At 63.1% G+C, this 20,258-nt stretch carries 22 protein-coding genes; 14 read left to right on the top strand and 8 right to left on the bottom strand.

The window, feature by feature from the left end:
• Positions 1-7: 7 nt before the first annotated feature.
• The 6 genes from NKI70_RS01015 to NKI70_RS00990 all read left to right on the top strand — a co-directional run bounded on the left by NKI70_RS01015 (position 8) and on the right by NKI70_RS00990 (position 5,272).
• Positions 8-1,195 carry an ABC transporter substrate-binding protein gene (locus tag NKI70_RS01015; protein ID WP_352724000.1) on the top strand — a complete coding sequence of 396 codons (1,188 nt, stop codon included), beginning with the start codon at positions 8-10 and terminating at the stop codon, positions 1,193-1,195.
• A gap of 57 nt (positions 1,196-1,252) precedes the next feature.
• Positions 1,253-1,990 (top strand): ATP-binding cassette domain-containing protein, encoded by a 738-nt coding sequence (locus tag NKI70_RS01010; RefSeq protein WP_352621016.1) that lies wholly within the window; start codon positions 1,253-1,255, stop codon positions 1,988-1,990.
• Positions 1,983-2,726 (top strand): ATP-binding cassette domain-containing protein, encoded by a 744-nt coding sequence (locus NKI70_RS01005; RefSeq protein WP_352697944.1) that lies wholly within the window; start codon positions 1,983-1,985, stop codon positions 2,724-2,726. The genes NKI70_RS01010 and NKI70_RS01005 overlap by 8 nt, the downstream gene beginning before the upstream one ends.
• The gene (locus tag NKI70_RS01000; RefSeq protein ID WP_352697946.1) at positions 2,723-3,673 is read left to right on the top strand and encodes an ABC transporter permease; all 951 of its coding nucleotides are present in this window, start codon (positions 2,723-2,725) and stop codon (positions 3,671-3,673) included. The genes NKI70_RS01005 and NKI70_RS01000 overlap by 4 nt, the downstream gene beginning before the upstream one ends.
• Before the next feature lie 5 nt (positions 3,674-3,678).
• The gene (locus NKI70_RS00995) at positions 3,679-4,644 is read left to right on the top strand and encodes an ABC transporter permease (RefSeq protein WP_352697948.1); all 966 of its coding nucleotides are present in this window, start codon (positions 3,679-3,681) and stop codon (positions 4,642-4,644) included.
• 199 nt (positions 4,645-4,843) lie between these two features.
• Positions 4,844-5,272: a hypothetical protein gene (locus tag NKI70_RS00990; RefSeq protein ID WP_352697950.1), complete on the top strand. Its 429-nt coding sequence runs from the start codon at positions 4,844-4,846 to the stop codon at positions 5,270-5,272.
• Positions 5,273-5,403: 131 nt separating this feature from the next.
• On the opposite strand, the gene NKI70_RS00985 is transcribed toward NKI70_RS00990, so the two are convergent.
• The gene (locus NKI70_RS00985; RefSeq protein ID WP_352697952.1) at positions 5,404-6,240 is read right to left on the bottom strand and encodes an amidohydrolase family protein; all 837 of its coding nucleotides are present in this window, start codon (positions 6,238-6,240) and stop codon (positions 5,404-5,406) included.
• 65 nt (positions 6,241-6,305) lie between these two features.
• Positions 6,306-7,094 (bottom strand): IclR family transcriptional regulator, encoded by a 789-nt coding sequence (locus NKI70_RS00980; protein WP_352575508.1) that lies wholly within the window; start codon positions 7,092-7,094, stop codon positions 6,306-6,308.
• A gap of 159 nt (positions 7,095-7,253) precedes the next feature.
• Between NKI70_RS00980 and NKI70_RS00975 the strand changes: the two genes are divergently transcribed.
• The 8 genes from NKI70_RS00975 to NKI70_RS00940 all read left to right on the top strand — a co-directional run bounded on the left by NKI70_RS00975 (position 7,254) and on the right by NKI70_RS00940 (position 14,583).
• Entirely contained in the window at positions 7,254-8,570 is a 1,317-nt protein-coding gene (locus tag NKI70_RS00975; protein WP_352697954.1) for a type 2 periplasmic-binding domain-containing protein, read from the top strand.
• A gap of 142 nt (positions 8,571-8,712) precedes the next feature.
• A complete protein-coding gene (locus NKI70_RS00970) occupies positions 8,713-9,609 on the top strand; it encodes a carbohydrate ABC transporter permease (RefSeq protein ID WP_352575504.1) in 897 nt (298 codons plus the stop codon).
• A 2-nt stretch (positions 9,610-9,611) separates the two neighbouring features.
• Positions 9,612-10,478, top strand: a complete 867-nt coding sequence (locus NKI70_RS00965) for a carbohydrate ABC transporter permease (protein ID WP_352451567.1) — start codon at positions 9,612-9,614, stop codon at positions 10,476-10,478.
• 1 nt (position 10,479) lies between these two features.
• On the top strand, positions 10,480-11,577 hold the full coding sequence (locus NKI70_RS00960) for an ABC transporter ATP-binding protein (RefSeq protein WP_352697956.1): 1,098 nt from the start codon (positions 10,480-10,482) through the stop codon (positions 11,575-11,577).
• Between the two features lie 4 nt (positions 11,578-11,581).
• Positions 11,582-12,694, top strand: coding sequence for a mandelate racemase/muconate lactonizing enzyme family protein (locus NKI70_RS00955; RefSeq protein WP_023676092.1), 1,113 nt, complete (start codon positions 11,582-11,584; stop codon positions 12,692-12,694).
• 9 nt (positions 12,695-12,703) lie between these two features.
• Positions 12,704-13,033, top strand: a complete 330-nt coding sequence (locus NKI70_RS00950) for an L-rhamnose mutarotase (RefSeq protein ID WP_352697958.1) — start codon at positions 12,704-12,706, stop codon at positions 13,031-13,033.
• Complete coding sequence (locus NKI70_RS00945) at positions 13,026-14,102, top strand: Gfo/Idh/MocA family protein (protein WP_023676094.1); 1,077 nt, start codon at positions 13,026-13,028, stop codon at positions 14,100-14,102. Before NKI70_RS00950 ends, NKI70_RS00945 begins: the two co-directional genes overlap by 8 nt.
• A 1-nt stretch (position 14,103) precedes the next feature.
• On the top strand, positions 14,104-14,583 hold the full coding sequence (locus tag NKI70_RS00940; protein ID WP_023676095.1) for a MaoC/PaaZ C-terminal domain-containing protein: 480 nt from the start codon (positions 14,104-14,106) through the stop codon (positions 14,581-14,583).
• Between the two features lie 214 nt (positions 14,584-14,797).
• Here NKI70_RS00940 and NKI70_RS00935 read toward each other — a convergent pair whose 3' ends face one another.
• The 6 genes from NKI70_RS00935 to dctP form a co-directional block, all read right to left on the bottom strand.
• A complete protein-coding gene (locus NKI70_RS00935; RefSeq protein WP_023676096.1) occupies positions 14,798-15,754 on the bottom strand; it encodes a C-terminal binding protein in 957 nt (318 codons plus the stop codon).
• Between the two features lie 12 nt (positions 15,755-15,766).
• Positions 15,767-16,525, bottom strand: a complete 759-nt coding sequence (locus tag NKI70_RS00930; protein WP_023676097.1) for an HpcH/HpaI aldolase family protein — start codon at positions 16,523-16,525, stop codon at positions 15,767-15,769.
• Positions 16,526-16,567: 42 nt separating this feature from the next.
• A complete protein-coding gene (locus tag NKI70_RS00925; RefSeq protein WP_023676098.1) occupies positions 16,568-17,287 on the bottom strand; it encodes a hypothetical protein in 720 nt (239 codons plus the stop codon).
• Positions 17,288-17,313: 26 nt separating this feature from the next.
• A complete protein-coding gene (locus NKI70_RS00920; RefSeq protein WP_023676099.1) occupies positions 17,314-18,624 on the bottom strand; it encodes a TRAP transporter large permease in 1,311 nt (436 codons plus the stop codon).
• A gap of 3 nt (positions 18,625-18,627) precedes the next feature.
• On the bottom strand, positions 18,628-19,140 hold the full coding sequence (locus NKI70_RS00915; protein WP_352451558.1) for a TRAP transporter small permease: 513 nt from the start codon (positions 19,138-19,140) through the stop codon (positions 18,628-18,630).
• A 77-nt stretch (positions 19,141-19,217) separates the two neighbouring features.
• Positions 19,218-20,195 carry a TRAP transporter substrate-binding protein DctP gene (gene dctP, locus NKI70_RS00910; protein WP_352569265.1) on the bottom strand — a complete coding sequence of 326 codons (978 nt, stop codon included), beginning with the start codon at positions 20,193-20,195 and terminating at the stop codon, positions 19,218-19,220.
• Between the last annotated feature and the right edge of the window lie 63 nt (positions 20,196-20,258).

Genomic DNA, 20,258 nt, shown 5'->3' with positions numbered 1-20,258 from the left:
GGAGAACATGAACAGCCTGATCCGCGGCCTTATGGCCGCAACCGCACTTGCATCGGTCACGACCATAGCCTGCGCTCAAGACGTTTCGGGCGTGATTGCTGGATTGCCGACCGAACTGAAGGCGCAATATGACGGCGCGCCGCAAAAGGTGCTGCCGTCGGCCTGGGATAATTTCACGCCGCCGCCAAAGCCATGGAAATGGTGCCACTCCGAGTCCTACCAGGGCAATCCGTGGCGCGTCACCGTCACCAAGGAGTTGAAGCGGCTGGTCGACGGCCTGATCGCCGACGGCACCGTGGCGAGCTTCGAGGTGTCGGATTCCAACAACGACGCCAGTCAGCAGATCAACCAGATCCGCGCCTTCATCGACAAGAAATGCTCGATCATCACCTCGATCCCCGGCTCGGCGACGGCGCTGGACGATGCCATCGATGCCGCAGCCAAAGCCGGCATCCCCTTCATCACGGCAGCTGGGTCGGTGACCAGCGCGAATGCGATCAACGTCGATTCCAACTATGCGCGCTGGGGCTACGACATGATGACGGCGATCGGCAAAGCAATGCCGGACGGCGGCAGCGTGCTTCTGGTCGAAGGCATTGCCGGTCACCCGATCGTCGTGCAGGAGCGCCAGGGCGGCGACAAGGCGCTGGCCGAAAATTCAAAGCTCAAGGTCTCGCGCAGCGTCAACGGCAACTGGACGGCCAACGTCACCAAGACAGCGGTGCTGCAGGCGATCGCCACCAATCCGGCGCCGATCGATGCGGTGTGGACGACGGGCAGCGAAAGCCGCGTCGTTGCCGAGGCCTTTGCCGAGGCCGGCCGCCCTGCCCCGCTGATCACCGGCTCGATCACCGGCGATGCGCTCGGCTACTGGAAGGCCAATCCCGACAAATACCGCTTCGAAGGCCATGCGGTTCTGCCGCACTGGACGGCCGAGACGCTGTTTCGTGTCGGGGCGCGCATGCTGGATGGGCAGAAGCCCAAGCTCAACACGCTGCTGATCCCGATTCCGCCGGTCCACAATGCCGACCTCGGCGCCTGGTACAAGGACTGCATGACGCCGGACGCCGTCTCGATCTTCCCGGTCCCGCCGAAGGATCCGATGCCGGAGGAATGGCTCGATGCCTACTTCGCCAATCCGGCACCGACCAAGGGCTGGGATTATTCAAAGGTGCCAGACGCCTGCGCCAAGTAGCATTTATGAGCGCCGGCTCCGCACCAGCGGTGCCGGCTTTCTCCATCAGGATTGCTCATGCTGGAAGTCCAGGCCATCTCGAAGCGCTACGGCGAAACGATTGCGCTGGCCAATGCCTCCATCGCATTCCGCGCCGGCACGATCCACACCATCCTGGGCGAGAACGGTTCGGGCAAGAGCACCCTGGTCAAGCTGCTGTCGGGGATCGTGCAGCAGGACAGCGGCGCGATCCTGCTCGACGGAGCGCCCTTTACCGGCCTCTCGCCGGCGGCGTTCCAGACCGCCGGGTTGGCCACCGTGTTCCAGGAAGTGCTGATCGCGCCTGACCGTTCGGTGACGGACAACATCCTGCTCGGCCTCGACGGCCTGCTGACGCGCACCGTGCCGCGCGCCGAGCGGCGGCAACGCGCGCAAGCGGTGCTGAAGCGCTTTGCGGTGACCGAGATCCCGCTCGACCAGTTGGCCGGGCAATTGCCGCTTGCGGTTCAGCAATTGGTAGTGCTCGCCCGCGCCGTGGTGCGCAGCCCGCGCATTCTCATCCTTGACGAGGTTACGGCTGCGCTCGACTTTGCCGATCGCGAGGCGGTTTTCGCCATGATGCGCAAGCTTGCCTCCGAAGGCTGCCTGATCCTGTTCATCACCCATCGCATGGACGAGGTGATGTCGCTTTCGGACCGGATTTCCGTGCTGCGCGGCGGCAGCGTGGTGACGACTGAGGAACGCGGCACGTCCACCGCATCCGAACTTCTCAGAGCGATGGCGCCACGCACGGCGGCGGAGCTGGCGCATGGCTGATCGCGCCAGCCTTTCGGTGCGCGGCCTAGTGATCGCGCCGGGCGCAAGCCCCATGACGCAAACCATTGCGCCGGGCGAGATCGTCGGCCTTGCCGGCCTCGACGGCCACGGACAGGAGCGGTTCCTGAAAGTGCTGGCCGGCCTGGAACGCCCGGCCGGCGGCGAGGTGACCGTCGAGGCGCCAACCGGAGCGCGCGCGATCACCAATTTCCGCAAGGCGGTCGCCGGCGGCATCGCCTATTTGCCGCGCGACCGGCGCACCACCGGCATTTTTCCGACCCAATCGGTGCTCGACAATTTTGCCGTCTCGACGCTGTCGCGCGATATGCGTTTCGGCCTGCTCAGCTTCGCCGCGCGGCGGCAGCGCTATGAGAGCTATCGGGACAGACTGTCGATCATCGCGCCACGGCCGGACGCCCCGATCACCACGCTTTCCGGCGGCAACCAGCAGAAGGTGCTGCTGGCCCGCGCATTGGCGTTGGAACCGGCGATCCTGCTCCTCAACGATCCGACACGCGGTGTCGACGTGGCGACGCGCCACGTCCTTTATGACGTGTTCCGCAGGCTGGCCGCCGACGGCATGGCGCTGGTCATCCTGTCGAGCGAGATCGAGGAAATCCTGCTGCTTTGCCATCGCGTGCTGGTATTTCGCGAACAGCAGGTCGCGGCCGAAATCACCGGAGACGACATGAAAAGCGATACGGTGATAGCCGCCATGTTCGGACGCGCCGCATGAGCGGGTTGCGGCGCATGGCGGCGCGATGGCGCGGCGCTAGCTTTGCGGCAGTTCTGCTGGTCATCCTGATCGCGGTCAATCTGCTGCTTAATCCGGCGCGCTTCCATCCTGCCGCCTGGGGCGCGCTGATCGGGCTCGCCGCGCCGCTGATCGGCGCAGCGGTCGCCTCGGCTCCGGTGATCCTGGCCGGGCGCGGCGGCATCGACATTTCCGTCGGGCCATTGATGGGCTTCGTCAATGCGATGGTGATCCAGCTGCTGTTTCTCAGGCTTGGCATGTCTTCGCCGCTGGTCATCGTGCCGGCGGCGCTTCTGATCGGCGCAATCGTCGGCGCTGCCAACGGCTTCTTGGCGACCATCGTTCGCATCCAGCCGATCGTTGCGACGCTCGGCACCTATCTGATCCTCACCGGCATGACGCTGACCGTCCTGCCGGCGCCGATCGGGCCGGCGCCGGGCTGGCTGAAGGCAATGGCCGGACCCTGGTCGGCACTGCCGCTGGCGCTGATCTTCCTGTTCTGGTGGCTGGTGCGACAGACGCCTTATTACGACCAGCTGATGGCGGTGGGCAGCGACGACCGCGCCGCCTACACGGCCGGCATTCCGGTGACGAAAGTACGTTTCATCGCCTATGTCATGACCGGCCTACTTGCCGCCTGTGCCGGCCTCATGCTGACCGCCCTGATCGGTTCGGCCGACCCTAATATCGGGCCAACCTACACGTTGATCGCGATTGCCGCGGTGGCGCTCGGCGGCGTCAGCCTTGCCGGCGGGCGCGGCGGGCTCGCCGGCGCCGCCATCGGCGCTGTCGACATCTTCCTGCTGCAGAGCGTGCTGACCGCCTTCAACGTCTCCACCTATGTGCTGCAGATCGCCTATGGCGCGATCCTGGTTGTGGCCGTCATCATGACGGCGCTGCAGGAACGGCTCTCGGGAGGGAAAGGCTGAGAAGCATGCGCCAGACCTGGTTCCAATCCACCAATGCCCGCGTCGCCGGTGCCTTTGCCGTCGCTGTCGCCTTGCATCTCCTTGGCACCTTGCTCATCCCGGGCTTCTCCCAGCCGTTCGCCATCCGGGCGCTGCTGGTGATCGCCTCGCTGCTGGCGGTGGCATCGATCGGCCAGACCCTCGTCGTAATCCTGGGCGGTATCGATCTGTCGATCCCCTTCATCATCGGCTTTGCCAATGTCGTTGCCGCACAGCTCTACGGCGGCGGCTGGAATTTTGCCCTTGTCTGCGCAGTCGTCGTCGCGCTCGCCATACTGATCGGGGCGCTGAACGGCCTGATCTCGCGTGGGCTCGACATCCACCCGCTGATCGTCACGCTCGGCACTGGCATGATCGTGCAAGGCGTCGTCCTGTTATGGACCGGCGGCTTTCCATCCGGATCGGCGCCTGCCGCGGTTTCCGCCTTCGTTTCGATCGGCGGTTCGGTCGGACCGCTGCCGGTGCCGGGGCTGGTGCCATGCGTCGCGGTGCTGACCTTGCTGGTGGCGCTGGTGCTGGCGCGCACGCCATACGGCCGCCGTCTCTACGCCCTAGGCAGCAATCCAGGTGCTGCGCCGCTGGCGCTGATCGATCCGGTCCGCATGTGGACCGTGACCTATGCCGCGAGCGCCTTCTTCGCCGCCGCAGCCGGCGTGCTGCTGCTCGGCTTCACCGGCTCTGCCTATGGCGATGTCGGCCAGCCCTATCTGTTCCAGACGATCGCGGCAGTGGTGGTCGGCGGCGCCGCCCTTGTCGGCGGCCGCGGCAGCTATTTCGGCACCATTGCCGGCGTGCTGGTGCTGACGGAGATCAACACGCTGCTGATCGGCCTCGGCTTCCGGCCCTCGACCGTGCAGGCGGCACTTGGCCTGGTCATCGTGCTCCTGGTTTCGCTGTACGGTCGCGAGCGGCACGTCTCGGCGACGATCTAATTCACGTCGCGCAAAAGCATGCCCTCGGGCGTGAACCGAGGGTGCGCAACGGTTTTGCGCTAACGACATGCATAAAAACAAGAAACTTGAAGCGCCTCCCATGAATCCGTTCAATCAGGCGGCTGCCCGCCCCTTTCGCCTGAAACTCAGCAAAGGCGGACATTGGCGCTAGACTTTCCACGCGGTATGGTGCTCTCCAATGCGATATGAACAGGTGCATGCAATTTGGGATTTTTACGACGGGGTTCGGACCGGCGTAGCTGATTTGGATGGCGCTCCCCACTATTTCGCTTCTCAGTTTGACGAAGGCGCGGACGACTACTCTGACAATTTCAAGCTCTATCCCATTGGGCCTGAGTTCATGCGACGCGCAATGCGCAATTGGGACATCTATCGGGCTTGGGAGCGCAAATTTCATAGCGGCGACGCTGAACTTGAGACCCATCCGGGCTACGGCGGCGACGCTGAATACGACGAACTGCAGTTCTGGCTCGACGAACAGATAGCGCGACTTCAGGAACTGCCGACCCTTTATGGGGCAAGGTTCCGCGCATTACCCGGTCAAGATGGTCTTCCCGGCGGAATGCTCCGCGAGCTTGAAGTCGCATGGTCGCCTTCGCCTGCTTAGCGTACCGAGCAGCCGCCGCCTCGCAAAGCCGAGGGTCCGGTTCTGGAAATTCCTAGCTGACCGACCTACGACCGAAATGGTCGAACTCGGCCGTTCGGAGTGATTGAGTTTTGACCCTAAAGTAAGCCGGCTTACAAACGCCACAGCCGCTTGGCGTTGCCGGACAGCAGTTGTTGCCGTTCATCGGTGCTGGTGCCGGCAATCAGCGCGTGCGTTGCCGCAATCCAGGTCGCAAGCCCGCCGCCGAGCGTGCAGACCGGCCAGTCGCTGCCCCAGACGACGCGGTCCCAGCCGAAGCATTCGATGGTGTGCTCGACATAGGGAAGCAGCGTTTCGACAGTCCAGGATCCGGCATCCGCATAGGCGACCACACCGGAAATTTTGCCGACGACGTTCGGGCGCCGCGCGATCTCCGCCATGTGCTCGCGCCAGGGGTGCTCGGCACCACCCTTGATGTCGGGCACGCCACAATGGTCGAGCACGAACTGCACGTCCGGCGCGAGGTCGGCGAGTGCAATCGCCTTGGGGATCTGGTGCGGCAGAACGACAAGGTCGAAGCTCAGGCCGGTGCCGGCAAGCCGCTTGATGTTTTCACGAAACAGCGCGCCCTCCGAAAGCTCGTCCGGCATGACGTGCAGCACGCGGCGAAAGCCTTTGACGAAAGGATCGGCGCGCTGGCGCTCGAGATAGGCGGCAAAGCCGGGCCCTTCCGGACGGCAGGAGGCAATTGCCCCCCGCAGCAAGCTGGCCTTTTCCCGCGACAGCGCTTTGACACGGCTGGTTTCAGCCTCGATGTCGGCAGGATCGACATCGACCTCCATATGCAATGCGCCCTCGATGCCGGCGCGGCGGGCCTGGACTGCATATTCGTCGTAGGAGAAATCGCGGTTGAGCGCCGGCACGCCGGCCAGCCAGGGATAGCGCAGCGCGGACTGATCGATCAGGTGCAGATGGGTGTCGAAGATCATGGTGGCGCTCCTCCTTGGCGACTTCGGGATCATCTCACGGAGAAATTCTTCATTCAAATAAGAATTCATCGCGATTGCTTGACGGTCGATCCCGCCAGTTGCGACAGCTTTTCGGTCGCTGCCAGCAGCAGCTCAATCGTCCTCGTAATGTCGGGCGCCTTGGGTGCGTTGACCAGGGTTATGTAGGGGATCGACAGTGCGGCGATGGCCTTGCCGTCCGAGCCGAGAACGGGCGTCGACAGGTTGAACACGCCTGCCGTCTGCATCGACGCCATCATCTCGTAGCCGCGTTCCCGGATCTGATCGAGGCGGGCGAAGAATTCCGGCGATTGCGGTGGCTTGTCGGTGCTGCGCAGATGTTCTGAGATCATCATCTGCCGCTCTTCCGGCGGGCGGAACGCCAGCAACACATGGCCGGAGCCGGTGTCGAACAGGCTGATATGCGAGCCAACGCGGATCGAGATGCCCCAGTAATCCGGCGCCTCCTGCTGTGCGATCACCACCGCGGAACCGCGATCGAAGACGACGAGCTGATTTGCCTGCTGTGTGGTTTCGGCCAGTTCGCGCATCAGCGACGTCGCATAGGAAACCAGCCGGCGCACCGGCGCGTGCAGCTGCGCCAGGCCAAACAGCTTGAGCGTCAGCGAATAACGGTCGCCATCCGGCCGCGTGACGTAGCCGCGCCGCACCAGCCGGTCCAGCATGCGGTAGAACTCGTTCGGGCTGCGGTCGAGCTTCTTGGCGATTTCCGCCTGCGTCAGGCCGCCGTCGACGCCGGCCAGCAGCTCGAGAATGTCGAGCCCCTTGTCCAACGCCGGGGCTCGATAGCGGTCGTCTTCCTCGTCCTCTGCCATTGGGCTTCTCCAGTGAATTTCATCTTTCATATACGCATAACGGCATTGCTTCCGGAAGAACTTTCGGCTTGACGATCTTATAAATGTTTTGTTTGTATATGAATGAAGCTGCCGATCAGCCCTCGCTATGGATCGACGCAGACTCTTGGGAGGATACCAATGACGAAACTGTTTTGCGGCCTGTCGGCCGGCGTAACGCTGCTCGCACTGGGTGCGAGTGCCCTTGCTGCCGACCTGCCCGGCAAATTCGACGGCGTCACCATCGACGCCAAGCTGATCGGCGGCCAGCAATATGAAGGGCTGTACGCGCGCATCGGCGAATGGGAAAAACTGACCGGCGCCAAGGTCAACGTGATCTCGAAGAAAAATCACTTCGAGCTCGACAAGGAAATCAAGTCGGACATCGCCTCCGGCAGCATCAACTGGTGCGTCGGGTCGAACCACTCGTCCTTCGCGCCGCAATATCCTGATATCTACACCGACCTAAACAAGCTGCTGCCGAAGGAGGAGATCGACGCCTTCGTGCCGTCGACGATCAAGGCCTCGACGCTCGACGGCAAGCTGGTGATGCTGCCGCGCGCGCAGTTCGACGTGTCGGCGCTCTACTACCAGAAGAGCCTCTACCAGGACGAAGCCAAGAAGGCCGCCTACAAGGCCAAGTACGGCAAGGAACTGACACCGCCCGACACCTGGGACGAGGTCGCCCAGCAGGCGGAATTCTTCGCCAGCCCGCCCGATTTCTATGGTACCCAGTTCGCCGGCAAGGAAGAGGCGATCAACGGCCGCTTTTACGAGATGCTCATCGCCGACGGCGGCGAATACCTCGACAAGGATGGCAAGCCGGCCTTCAACTCGGAAGCCGGCGTGCACGCGCTCGACTGGTTCGTCAATCTCTACAAGGCCAAGGCGGTGCCGGCCGGCACCACCAACTATCTGTGGGACGATCTCGGCCAGGGCTTTGCCTCGGGCACCGTCGCCATCAACCTCGACTGGCCGGGCTGGGCAGGCTTCTTCAACGATCCGAAGTCGTCGAAGGTCGCCGGCAATGTCGGCGTGAAGGTGGCGCCGAAGGGATCGGCCGGCATTCGCACCGGCTGGTCGGGGCACCACGGATTTTCGGTCACCGAAAACTGCGCCAGCAAGGACGCCGCGGCATCGCTGGTCTGGTTCCTGACCAATGAGGACAGCCAGAAGCTCGAGGCGGCAAGCGGCCCACTGCCGACCCGCACGGCGGTGTGGGACTGGGACATCCAGCAGGCGGCCAATGATCCTTACAAGAAGGAAGTGTTGGCGGCTTTCCAGGAAGAGGCAAAGCACGCTTTTGCCGTGCCGCAGACACCTGAATGGATCGAAATCTCCAACGCCGTCTATCCCGAATTGCAGGCCGCCATCCTTGGCGACAAGACCTCAAAGCAGGCGCTGGACGACGCTGCCGCCAAGGCCACGCAAATCCTCGAGGACGCCGGCAAGCTTTGACCGTTCTCCCAAGGGGGCGCCGCGCTCAGCGAAGAGCGGCGTCCCCGAACTTTTTACGAACCATGCGCAACACGCTTTGTCTTGATCCCAGCTCGCCGATGGCGGCCTTCGGTGTCCGGGCACCAACCAGAACCGGATCGCCATGAAAGGCTGGAGACCTTCGCCGCCATTGCTGCTCCTGCTGCCGGCGGTGATCGTTCTGGCAGCGGTGGTGGTGGTGCCGCTGCTGCTTTCGCTCTATTCCAGCTTCACGCCGTTCCGGCTGACCAGGCCGGAGACGTTCTGGGTCTTCATCGGCGCGCGCAACTACGTCACCATCCTGACCAGCCGCGCTTTCTGGGTCGCCTTTGCCCGCACCGTGGTGCTGCTGACCGTCGCGCTCAACCTGGAAATGCTGATCGGGCTCGGGCTGGCGCTGCTGGTGGAGAAGGCATCGCGCGGCCAGCGGATCCTGCGCACCATCATGATGTTCCCCATGATGTTTTCGCCGATCCTCGTCGGCTTCCAGTTCAAATTCATGTTCAATGACAATATCGGCCTGGTGAACAACGCCCTGCAGGGGCTCGGCCTGACCGATCGCGCCATCCCGTGGCTGATCGACGGCAATCTCGCCTTCATCGCCATCCTGATCGCCGAGATCTGGTCGTCGACCTCGGTGTTCGCGATCCTGATCCTGGCCGGGCTGCTGGCGATGCCGCGCGAACCGGTCGAGGCAGCCCGCGTCGACGGCTGCACGCCGTGGCAGACATTCCGCTATGTCACCTGGCCGTTCGTCATGCCGTTTGCCTTCATCGCCATGACCATCCGCTCACTCGACGTCGCGCGCGCCTATGACATCGTCAAGATCATGACCGACGGCGGCCCCGCCGGCCGCACCGAACTGGTCTGGACGCTGGTCGCCCGCACCGCCTACAGCGATGCCAGGATGGGAATGGCCAATGCCATGGCCTATTTCTCGATCCTGCTGTCGATCCTGTTCACCGTCTATTTCTACCGCAAGCTCGCCGCAGCGCGCACGCAGATCGCGGCGGAGTGGTGAGCATGGACCAGAACAGCCTGCATCGCGTCGGCAACAAAGCGCTCGGAATCGTTCACGGCATCGGGCTGTTCCTGGCCATGCTGGTCATCTGCCTGCCCGGCATCTGGATCGTGCTGTCGTCGCTGCGGCCGACCGTCGAAATCATGGCCAAGCCGCCGGTGTGGATCCCGCAGCAACTCTCGCTCGACGCTTACATCGCCATGTTCAGCGGCGTCGGCCAGGGCGGCATTCCGGTGCTCGACTACTTCCGCAATTCGCTGATCATCTCGGTGACCTCGACGGTGATTGCCATCGTCATCGGCATGGCCGGCGGCTACGCCTTTGCGCGCTACCGCTTTCGCGCCAAGTCGGCGATGTTCCTCGGCCTGATGCTGACGCGCACGGTGCCCGGCATCGCGCTGTCGCTGCCGCTGTTCTTCGTCTTTGCGCGGCTCGGCATCATCGACACGCATTTCGGGCTGATCCTGGTCTATGTCGCGCTCAACGTGCCGTTCACCGTCTGGCTGATCGACGGCTTTTTCCGCCAGGTGCCGAAAGATCTCGCCGAAGCCGCGCAGATCGACGGCTGCACGCGCTGGCAGGCCTTCTGGCAGGTCGAGTTTCCACTCGCCGGGCCCGGCATCGCCTCGGCCGGCATCTTTGCCTTCCTCACCTCCTGGAACGAGTTCGCGCTCGCCTCGCAGCTGACGCGCTCGATCAACTCCAAGACCCTGCCGGTCGGCCTGCTCGACTATACGGCCGAATTCACCATCGACTGGCGCGGCATGTGCGCGCTCGCCGTGGTCATGGTCATACCGGCGCTCACGCTTACCTTCATCGTCCAGAAACACCTCGTCGGCGGCCTCACTTCCGGCGCGGTGAAAGGCTGACATGGCAACCGTATCGCTCAAGAACCTCACCAAAAGCTACGGCCCGGTGGCGGTGGTGCACGGCATCGACCTCGAGGTCGCCGACCGCGAGTTCATCGCGCTGGTCGGGCCGTCCGGTTGCGGCAAGTCGACAACCCTGCGCATGATCGCCGGCCTCGAGGCGATCAGCGACGGCGTCATCGAGATCGGCGGCCGCATGGTCAACGACCTGCCGCCGCGCTCGCGCAACATCTCGATGGTGTTCCAGTCCTACGCGCTCTACCCGCATATGACCGTGCGCGAAAACCTCGGCTTCTCGCTCAAGATAGCCGGCGCCGCGAAGGAAGAAATGGACCGTCGCGTCGCCGAAGCGTCCGGCATTCTCGGCCTCGACCAATTGCTCGACCGCCGGCCGTCGCAGCTGTCCGGCGGACAGCGCCAGCGCGTCGCCATGGGCCGCGCCATCGTGCGCGATCCCGACGTCTTCCTGTTCGACGAGCCGCTTTCCAATCTCGACGCCAAGCTTCGGACGCAGATGCGCACCGAGATCAAGAAACTGCATGCCAAGGTCCGGTCGACGGTGATCTACGTCACCCATGACCAGGTCGAAGCGATGACATTGGCGGACCGTATCGTCATCATGCGTGACGGTTTCATCGAGCAGGTCGGCACACCCGACGAGGTCTTCCGCCGGCCGCAGACACGCTTCGTCGCCGGCTTCATCGGCTCGCCGCCGATGAACCTGCATGAGGCGGTTGTCGACGACGGACAGTTGCTGTTCGCCAGCGGCGAGAGATTGCCTCTGCCCAGCCAGTTCAAGGCCAATGTCGGAACCGGCGACAAAGTCGTGTTCGGCCTCAGGCCCGACGACATCTATCCGACCGGGCATGGCATCAGCTCCGGCGAAGACGTCGACGTCCACCAGGTGGAGTTGCCGGTGACCGTCACCGAGCCGCTCGGCAACGAGACGCTGGTGTTCGCCGAATTCAACGGCAGCGACTGGGTATCGCGGATGCTCAATCCAAAGCCGCTGAAAGCCGGCGACCGGGTCAAGATGAGCCTGGACCTGTCGCAGGCCCATCTGTTTTCCGCCGAAACAGGCAGGACATTGCGAGGTTAAAATCATGGCAAAGATCGAGAAAATCGAACTGCGGATGGTCGACCTGGTGCCGAAGGTCAAGCGCACCGATGCCATCCAGAGTTTTGTCAGCCAGGAAACACCGATCGTCACCATCACCGACGCCGACGGCGCGGTCGGCACCGGCTACAGCTATACGATCGGCACGGGCGGCTCTTCGGTGATGCGGCTGCTGGCCGACCACCTTGCGCCGCGGCTGATCGGCCGCGATGCCGACATGATCGAGGCGATCTGGCACGAGCTGGAGTTCGCCACCCATGCCACGACGATCGGCGCGATCACGGCAATCGCGCTGGCGGCCATCGACACTGCCCTTTGGGACCTGCGGGCCAAGAAACAGAGGCTGCCGCTGTGGAAGCTGGCCGGCGGCGCCAAGGACCGCTGCCCGCTCTACACGACCGAAGGCGGTTGGCTGCATATCGAAACCGAGGCGCTGGTCGCGGATGCGCTGGCCGCCAAGGGCAAGGGCTTTCGCGGCTCGAAGGTCAAGATCGGCAAGCCGCACGGCTCCGAGGATCTTGTCCGGCTGACGGCGGTGCGCCGGGCGGTTGGAGACTCCTACGAAATCATGACCGACTGCAACCAGGGCTTCTCGGTCGACGAGGCAGTCCGCCGGGCCGAGCGCTTGCGTGAACTCGATCTCGCCTGGATCGAGGAACCGTTGCCGGCCGACGACATAGACGGCCATATCCGCCTGTCGAATGCGACGTCGACGCCGATCGCCGTCGGCGAGTCGCTCTACTCGATCCGGCATTTCCGCGAATATATGCAGAAGGGCGCGTGCTCGATCGTGCAGGTCGATGTCGGCCGCATCGGCGGCATCACGCCGTGGCTGAAGGTGGCGCATGCAGCCGAGGCGTTCGACATACCGGTCTGCCCGCATTTCCTGATGGAACTGCATGTCAGCCTGACATGCGCCGTTCAGAACGGCAGATATGTCGAGTATATTCCCCAGCTCGACCAGCTGACCGGCAAGAAAATGCGTATCGAGGACGGGCACGCATTGGCACCGGACGAACCCGGCATCGGCATCGACTGGGACTGGGATGCGATCAAGGCGAAGAGCATCGCGGAATTCACCATGGCGATAGAAAAATAGGAGGCGGACATGCAGCGAATGGGAATGGTGCTCGGCCTCAAGCCGGAGAAAGTCGCCGAGTATGTGCGGCTTCACGCTGCTGTGTGGCCGGACGTCCTCAAGATGATTTCCGCCTGCAACATCAAGAATTATTCGATTTATCTGAGGGAGCCGGAGCACCTTTTGTTCAGCACCTTCGAGTACCACGGCACCGACTATGCCGCCGACTTGGCGAAGATGGCCGCCGATCCCACGACGCAGGAATGGTGGGCGCTCTGCATGCCGTGCCAGGAGCCGCTGCCGACCCGCAAGGAGGGCGAGTGGTGGGCGTCGATGGACGAAGTCTTCCATTATGACTGATGACATTTTCGATCCTGCCTCGCTCTCCCAGGCCTGGGCACAGCCGTCAAAGCCCAGGCCGATCGTGATCTTCGGCGCCGGCTCGATCGTCGGCGATGCGCATTTCCCGGCCTATGGGAAAGCCGGTTTCCCGGTTGCCGGGCTTTTCGACCCCGACCTGGCCAAGGCGGAAAGACTGGCGCAGAAATGGGGCGTCACCGCTTACCGGTCGGTCGAGGAAGCTGCGTCAATCAAGGACGCCGTCTTCGATCTGGCGACGCCGCCGGCCTATCATGCCGGGGTGCTCAGGGCGCTGCCCGATGGTGCGGTGGCGCTGATCCAGAAGCCGATGGGCAGCAATCTCATCGAGGCGACCGACATCCTCGAAATCTGCCGCTCCAAAGGCCTGAAGGCGGCGGTGAATTTCCAGCTGCGCTTCGCGCCGATGATGCTGGCGCTCAGGGATGCGATCGCCAAGGGCTGGCTCGGCGACGTGGTCGATTTCGACGCATGGCTGGCGCTGGCGACACCCTGGCAGCTCTGGGAATTCCTGTTGCAGGCGCCGCGCGTCGAGATCACCATGCATTCCATCCATTATCTCGACCTGATCCGGCAATTGCTCGGCGACCCCAAGGGGGTTCATGCCAAGACACTCGGCCACCCCGGCCATAAGGTTGCGCAAACGCGCACCAGCGCGATCCTCGACTATGGCGACACCGTGCGCTGTGCACTGTCGATCAATCACGATCACAAATTCGGTCGAAAACATCAGGCCTGCGAATTCCGCATCTGCGGCACCGAAGGCGCCGCTTACCTCAAACTGGGCGTCAACCTCGACTATCCGCGCGGCGAGCCGGACATTCTCGAAATCTACCCCAAAGGCGGCACGGACTGGGTTGCGGTTCCACTCGTCGGCGCATGGTTTCCGGACGCCTTTGCCGGCCGCATGGCCAATGTCCAGCGCTACGCGTCGGGCGAGGACGCCGAGCTTGTCAGTTCCGTCGAAGACGGCTGGAACACGATGGCGCTGGTCGAAGCCGCCTACCGATCGAGCGCGGCGCCGGCAACACCGATCGCGGCGAGGCCCTGACATGGAGCAGACTGTCTATTTCGAGGACTACCGGATCGGCTCGTCGCGCATGACCAGCGGGCGCACCATCACCGAGACCGATTTCGTCGTCCATGCCGGCCATACCGGCGATTTCTTTCCCCACCACATGGACGCCGAGTTCATGAAGACGACGCCGTTCGGCCAGCGCATCGCCCACGGCACGCTGGTGTTTTCGGTCGGCGTCGGGCTGACGGCCAGCGTCGTCAACCCGGTTGCCTTCTCCTATGGCTACGACCGGCTGCGCTTCATCAAGCCGGTGTTCATCGGCGATACGATCAGGACCCGCACCACCATCTCGGCTAGGGAAGACGACCCGAAGCGACCCGATTCAGGCCGGGTCGTCGAGCGCTGCGAGGTGATCAACCAGCATGGCGACGTGGTGCTGGTCGCCGATCACATCTACATCGTCGAGCGTCGCGACAAGCCGAGCAGAGCCTCGACGGATGGCGCTGAAACCTAAAGACAAAAAAACCGCCTTGCGGCGGGTCCTCGGTGCGAATCAGCACCATACGCAAATTAGTAGCATAGCTGCCGGCACAAAGCAAGAACAAAATGTGGCAAACCGGACAACCGCGACAGGTTGCGCTGCCCCTTATCGCCCTGCGAACGCCGACTTGCAGGACTTGGGTTCCGCGGAGCAGGCGGATAGAGGTGGTGCAGACATCGGGAATTGGTCATATCCGGTTGACCGGATATACCGGCTTGCCGCCGCGCAGGACCGATGCGACATCGGCAAACACCTTGTTGCGAACCTCCGCGTAAGACTGGGTCGAGTAGTGCGCCGCGTGTGGACTGACCAGGACGGTGTCCAGCGCCAGCAGCGGATTGTCGGGCGAAGGCGGCTCCCGCTCGAACGTGTCGATGCCGGCGCCTGCCAGATGGCTGCGCCGGATCGCGTCCGCCAATGCGACCTCGTCGACCAGGCCGCCGCGGGCCACGTTGATGAGTATCGCCCCTTCCTTCATCCGCGACAGGGCTTGCGCCGACATGATGTTTCTGGTCTCCGGTGTCGCTGGAACGTGCAGCGAGACGATATCGGCCCTGGCCAGCAGATCGTCGAAGCCGACCGGTTCGGCACCACTGGCCGCGATGCGCTCGGCCGGCATATGCGGGTCGTAGGCGATGATGTGGTAGCCGAAGACCCGCGCCCGCTCGGCAGTCAGCCGCCCGATCTGGCCGAAGCCGATCAGGCCGAGGATCTGCCTGTCGGGCCGCGTGATGCCGGCGCCGTCGGTCATTGCAGCCCAGCGGCCGGCGCGCACCGCGCTGTCGAACTGTTTCAGCCTGCGCGTCAAGGCCAGGATCAGGGCTATGGCGTGGGTGCTGACTTCAACCAGATTGGCGTCCGGCACGTAGGTTACCTGAACACCGGCACGGCTGGCGGCCTCGACGTCGATCGAATCGAGCCCTACGCCGAACCGCCCGATGACCTTGAGCCTCTTCAGTTCCGCCAAAACGCGAGCCGTGATCGGCTCCCGCAATACCATCAATGCGTCGGCGTCGCGGCAGTGTTCGATCAGGGCATCTTCCGTGAGCAGCGTCTTTTCGACAAACTCGGCGCTCAAGCCGTCGAGGTAGCGCAGCTGCTCTTCCTCGACTGACAACACGCCGTCGGTCTTGATGATCTTCATGGCAAACTCTTGCTATGAGGCGCTGCGCGCCGAGGCGACGCCGGCGGCAAGGCCGGCCCCGAGAAACATCGTATCGCTGGCCAGCATGTAGAAGCTGATGCCGTGCCGCGACCATTTGCCGACATCATCCGCCGAAGGGCGAAAGATGCCGACGGCCTTGCGCGCCGTGCGCGCCGCGGCCGCGATCCTCATAATCGCGGCATTGAGCTTGTCCTGGCCGGCCGGCCCCATCGCGTCGATCGAGACCGACAGGTCGCCGGGGCCAATGAAGACCACGTCGACGCCGTCGACCTGGACGATGTCGTCGATGTTGGCGAGCCCTTCGGCCGTCTCGACCTGGATGGCGACCGTCAGGACCTCGTTGGCCGATTTGAGGTAGTCCGGAATCCTGTAGCCATAACCGGCGGCGCGGCCCGGGCCGACACCGCGGGCGCCGACCGGCGGGTACCGGCAGGCCATGACCGCCATGCGCGCTTGCTCGGCCGTGGAGACGCGGGGTACCAGGACACCCGACGCGCCGGCGTCGAGCGCGGCCGCCATCCACTCCGGCGTGTGGCCGGGAACGCGCACCATCGCGGGAATCCTGTGGACATCGGCGGCGCGGATCAGATCCTCGAGCCGTTCGCGGCCGATCTGCGAATGCTCCCAGTCGATGCACAGGAAATCGACCCCGCTGGCGGCGGCCACTTCGACCGCCACAGGGTGCGGGATGGCACAGAAGGTACCGATGAGGCGATCGAGAGAGACACATTTCTTGCGAAAGTCGTACATGAAATCTCCAGAAATTTTCGGCGTCGGCGAAAACTGTTCGCGCTAGGTTGCGGTGGTCCGCGACAAAGGAGGCATGGCTTCCGTCGACATCGGGAAATGCCGGCTGCCGCCTGAAAACGGCGGGAAGGTCTTGTAGTCGGCGCGCATCTCCAGCCGCGCCGGCGATTGCAGCGCGTGCGTCAATGCCGCGGGACTGTCGAACATGACCCGATTGCGCTGCATATGGTCGACCCGCGGCCAGGGAAGCGAACCGCACCAATCCAGTCGCGACAGAACCTCGATGTGGCGAATACCGGGGAAGCCCCGCATCAATTGCGGATGATGCGTCACATAGTGGTAGAGCCAGGCATTCATGTCTTCGGCCGGCCCGGGATAGTGGACAAGATAGCTGCAGGGGAGCCCGGATGTCTTGACGCCAGCGTCGTCGACGGGAAACGGACGCACGCACATTGCCTGTTGCGTCGGCCTCGAACCGGCGATGCTCGACAGCATACCAGGTGCGGCAAGCGTCTGCAGATGGCCGGACGGCGCCAGCGCCGCCTCCATGTCCGCCAGTTCGTCGAAATAGAGCTGGAAGCCAAAGACCGGCGGTGGACCATCGTTGTTGAACATGTCCGTCGCCACTTCGGGTAGATAGATGTTTGCAAGCGCAAGGCCCGGCGTTGAAGCAATCACACGCCGCACGGCGTCAACATCTTCGCCGGCGATGGCCAAATTTGCCTCGCGGTCATCATGGAAGAAAGCAAGATAGGCAAAGCGCATGTGGACACCTGCTGGATCGAGTTCGACTAGATCAAATTCGGAAGAAAGAGAGCGATCTGCGGAAAGAGGACAATCAGCAGGATCAGCAGAAGCGTCAGCGCGATGTAAGGCGCCGCAGCCATGGCAACCGTCTTGAGCGATGTGCCTTTCGGCGCAACGCCGATCATGATGAACAGCAGCAGACCAAACGGCGGCGTGGTGAAGCCGACCTCGTAGGCGAGCAGCAGGATCAGCCCGAACCATACCGGCTCGTAGCCGAATTGCTGGGCGATCGGCAGGAAGATCGGCAGCGTGATCAGCATCATCGAGACCTGATCCATGAACATGCCGAGCAACAGGATGACGAGCACCATCATGAGCAGCATGGGATACGGTCCAAGATCGTAGCCGACGATGAACTGGATAAAGCCGTTGGAGGCGCCGGAGAAGGCGAATATCTGCGAGAACGTCGTCGAAGCCGAGATGATCAGGAAGGTCATGCCGGTGACCTTCATCGCATCGTCCAGCGACTTCCAGACAACCGACCAGCTGAACCGTCGGTAGACAAACAACAAGGCGAAGACGGCGGCACAGCCGAGTCCGGCCGATTCCGTCGGCGTCGCTATCCCAAGGATGATCGTGCCGACCACCATGAACACGATGACGCTCATCGGAATGATGTTGACGGCGACCGCCCTCACCTTCTCGGCCGCGGGAACGGCGGGTACCGGATAGTGCGGAGCGGCGTCCGGATCGATCTTCGTCTGCGCGAAGATCAGGGCCGCGTACATGACAACGAGCAGCAGTCCAGGCAGAGCCCCCGCTATGAGCAGCGCGCCGACGTCGATCTGGGCAAGCGAGCCGAGCAAGACGGCCAGCGAGGATGGCGGGATGATGACGGCAAGGCTTCCGGCGCCAAGCACCGGGCCGTAGGCCATATGAGGCTTGTAGCCTCGCTTCAGCATCTCGGGCACCATCAGCGAGCCCATCATGCCGGTATTGGCGAGGCTGGAACCTGACAGCGCGGAAAAGATCGTGCCGGCGGCGAGGACGACATAAGCGAGGCGTCCGCGCAGATTGCCGATGCACAGGTCGAGCGCGTAGATGACCTTCTCGCCGAGGCCGGAGCGGAAAAACAGGCTGCCCATGACGAGAAACATCGGCAGCGGAGCAAGCGCATAGGTCGAGACAGCGTCGGAGAAGTTGGCGACCATCTGCGTCACGCCGATCGAACCGCCGAAGAACAGGTACAGCCCGATCACATTGGTGACGAAGAACGCGAAGGCGACCGGCAGCCCAAGCCCCATCAACACTAGGATGGTGCCGACGAGCACGGCGAATGGAAACAGCCAGGCCACCGGTCAGAGCCCTTCCATTTCCAGCGGATCGAGCGTGTACAGCGTGTCACGGCCGAGCAGATATCTGAGCCATTCCAGCGCCGAGAGATAGAAGGCGAGCATGATGGGCAGAAAGACCAGCCATTTCGGCATATCGAAACTGCGCGTTTCGTATTCGCCGCCCGCCACAGCACTTGTCAGCGAAGACAGAGCGACGCTGCCAAGGTAGAGGCTGACGGCAATGCAGGCGAGATAGACCAGCTTTTCAAGCACCGCCCGTGCCCGCACCGGCAGCGCCTGGCGCAGGAACTCGACGAAGACATGGCCCTTGCTGTGGACCAGCCAGGGCATCGGCAGAAATGCCGCATAGAGCAGACCGTATTCCGTCGCCGATACTGCCCAGGCAAGCGGCCTCAGGCCCAGATTGCGGACGCACACATCAGCAACCACCGCGACGATGATCAGGCCAAGCACCACTTTTGCCGCCGCCGCCAACGCAAGGCTCAGCTTCCCGATCGCTGCAAACAATCCGTCCATGCCCGACGACCCTCACGTCCACCTTTGCCCCTTGGTCCAGCTTTGATGGAGGGCGCACAAGGCACCCTCGGCTCGGGCTACTGGAAGAATTTCTTCAACTGATCGATGTTGGTGGGATCGCGTTTGGTCATTCTCGCCCAGCTTGCCTGCGTGGCAGCCGCCAGGAATTTGTCGCGGCCGGCGCCGGTCAAGCTGATCACCTTCTGCCCGCCGCCGATCATTGCCTGTGCCTGCTTTTCGGACTCGGCGAGATTGGCGTCATAGCTCACGCGCTCGTATTCGACGGCCGCGTCGGCAAGCAGCTTCTGCGCCTCGGGTGACAGCGTGTCCCATTTCGCCTTGTTGATCGAGATCAGCACGTCGGTTTTGAAGAACTGCGGGTCGACACGGTATTTTGTGAATTTGTCCCAGCCGAAGGACGCATAGCCAAATACGGTATAGGCGTTGGCATTGACGACGCCGCGCTCGAGCGAAGTGTAGACGTCTCCCGGCGCTTGCACGATCACCGTTGCGCCCAAGGATTCAAGGAAATCGCGGTAGAGCGGCGACGAGCGGATCTTCAAACTGCTCCACTCGATGCTGCCTTCATCGTTGAGCTTAGGTTCGTCGACGGTGAAGACGTTGAAGCCCGAGCCCGCGTCGACATGCGCCAGCAGATGGGCATTGGCCTTCTTCTCGAAAATCCCGCTGATGAAATCCCAGCCGCCATTGTCGCGGACCTCCCACGGCGTCTTCGTCGATGCGGAGAAAACCTCGCCTTCGGGCACGAGTTCGAGGAACTGCCCTGCCGGTGTGTCGATCACGTCGATCAGGCCGCTCCTGAGCGCCGCGCCCTGCTGGATCGGCGGAATGACCTCCGGCCCGCCACGCACGTTGATCTGGACCACGCCCTTGCCCTTTTCGTTCACCTTCTGAACGAACTTCAGGAAGCTCTGGGCGTAGCCGTTCTGCGTCGGCGTAAAATGCACGGCGTTGAGGACGACCTCTTCGGCCGTGGCGATACCCGCTACACCCGACATGAGTGCAGCCAGAACAAGGGATTTCCAAATGCGCATTGCCGTACTCCCTCTGATAGTTCGCCCATGATCCGGCCCATGATCGGGCCGATCTGAAATTGC

Source organism: Mesorhizobium sp. M0500, assembly GCF_040321165.1.
GTDB lineage: Bacteria > Pseudomonadota > Alphaproteobacteria > Rhizobiales > Rhizobiaceae > Mesorhizobium.
Note: the sequence above shows the minus strand (reverse complement) of the source record. Positions and strands in the feature narration are given on the sequence as shown.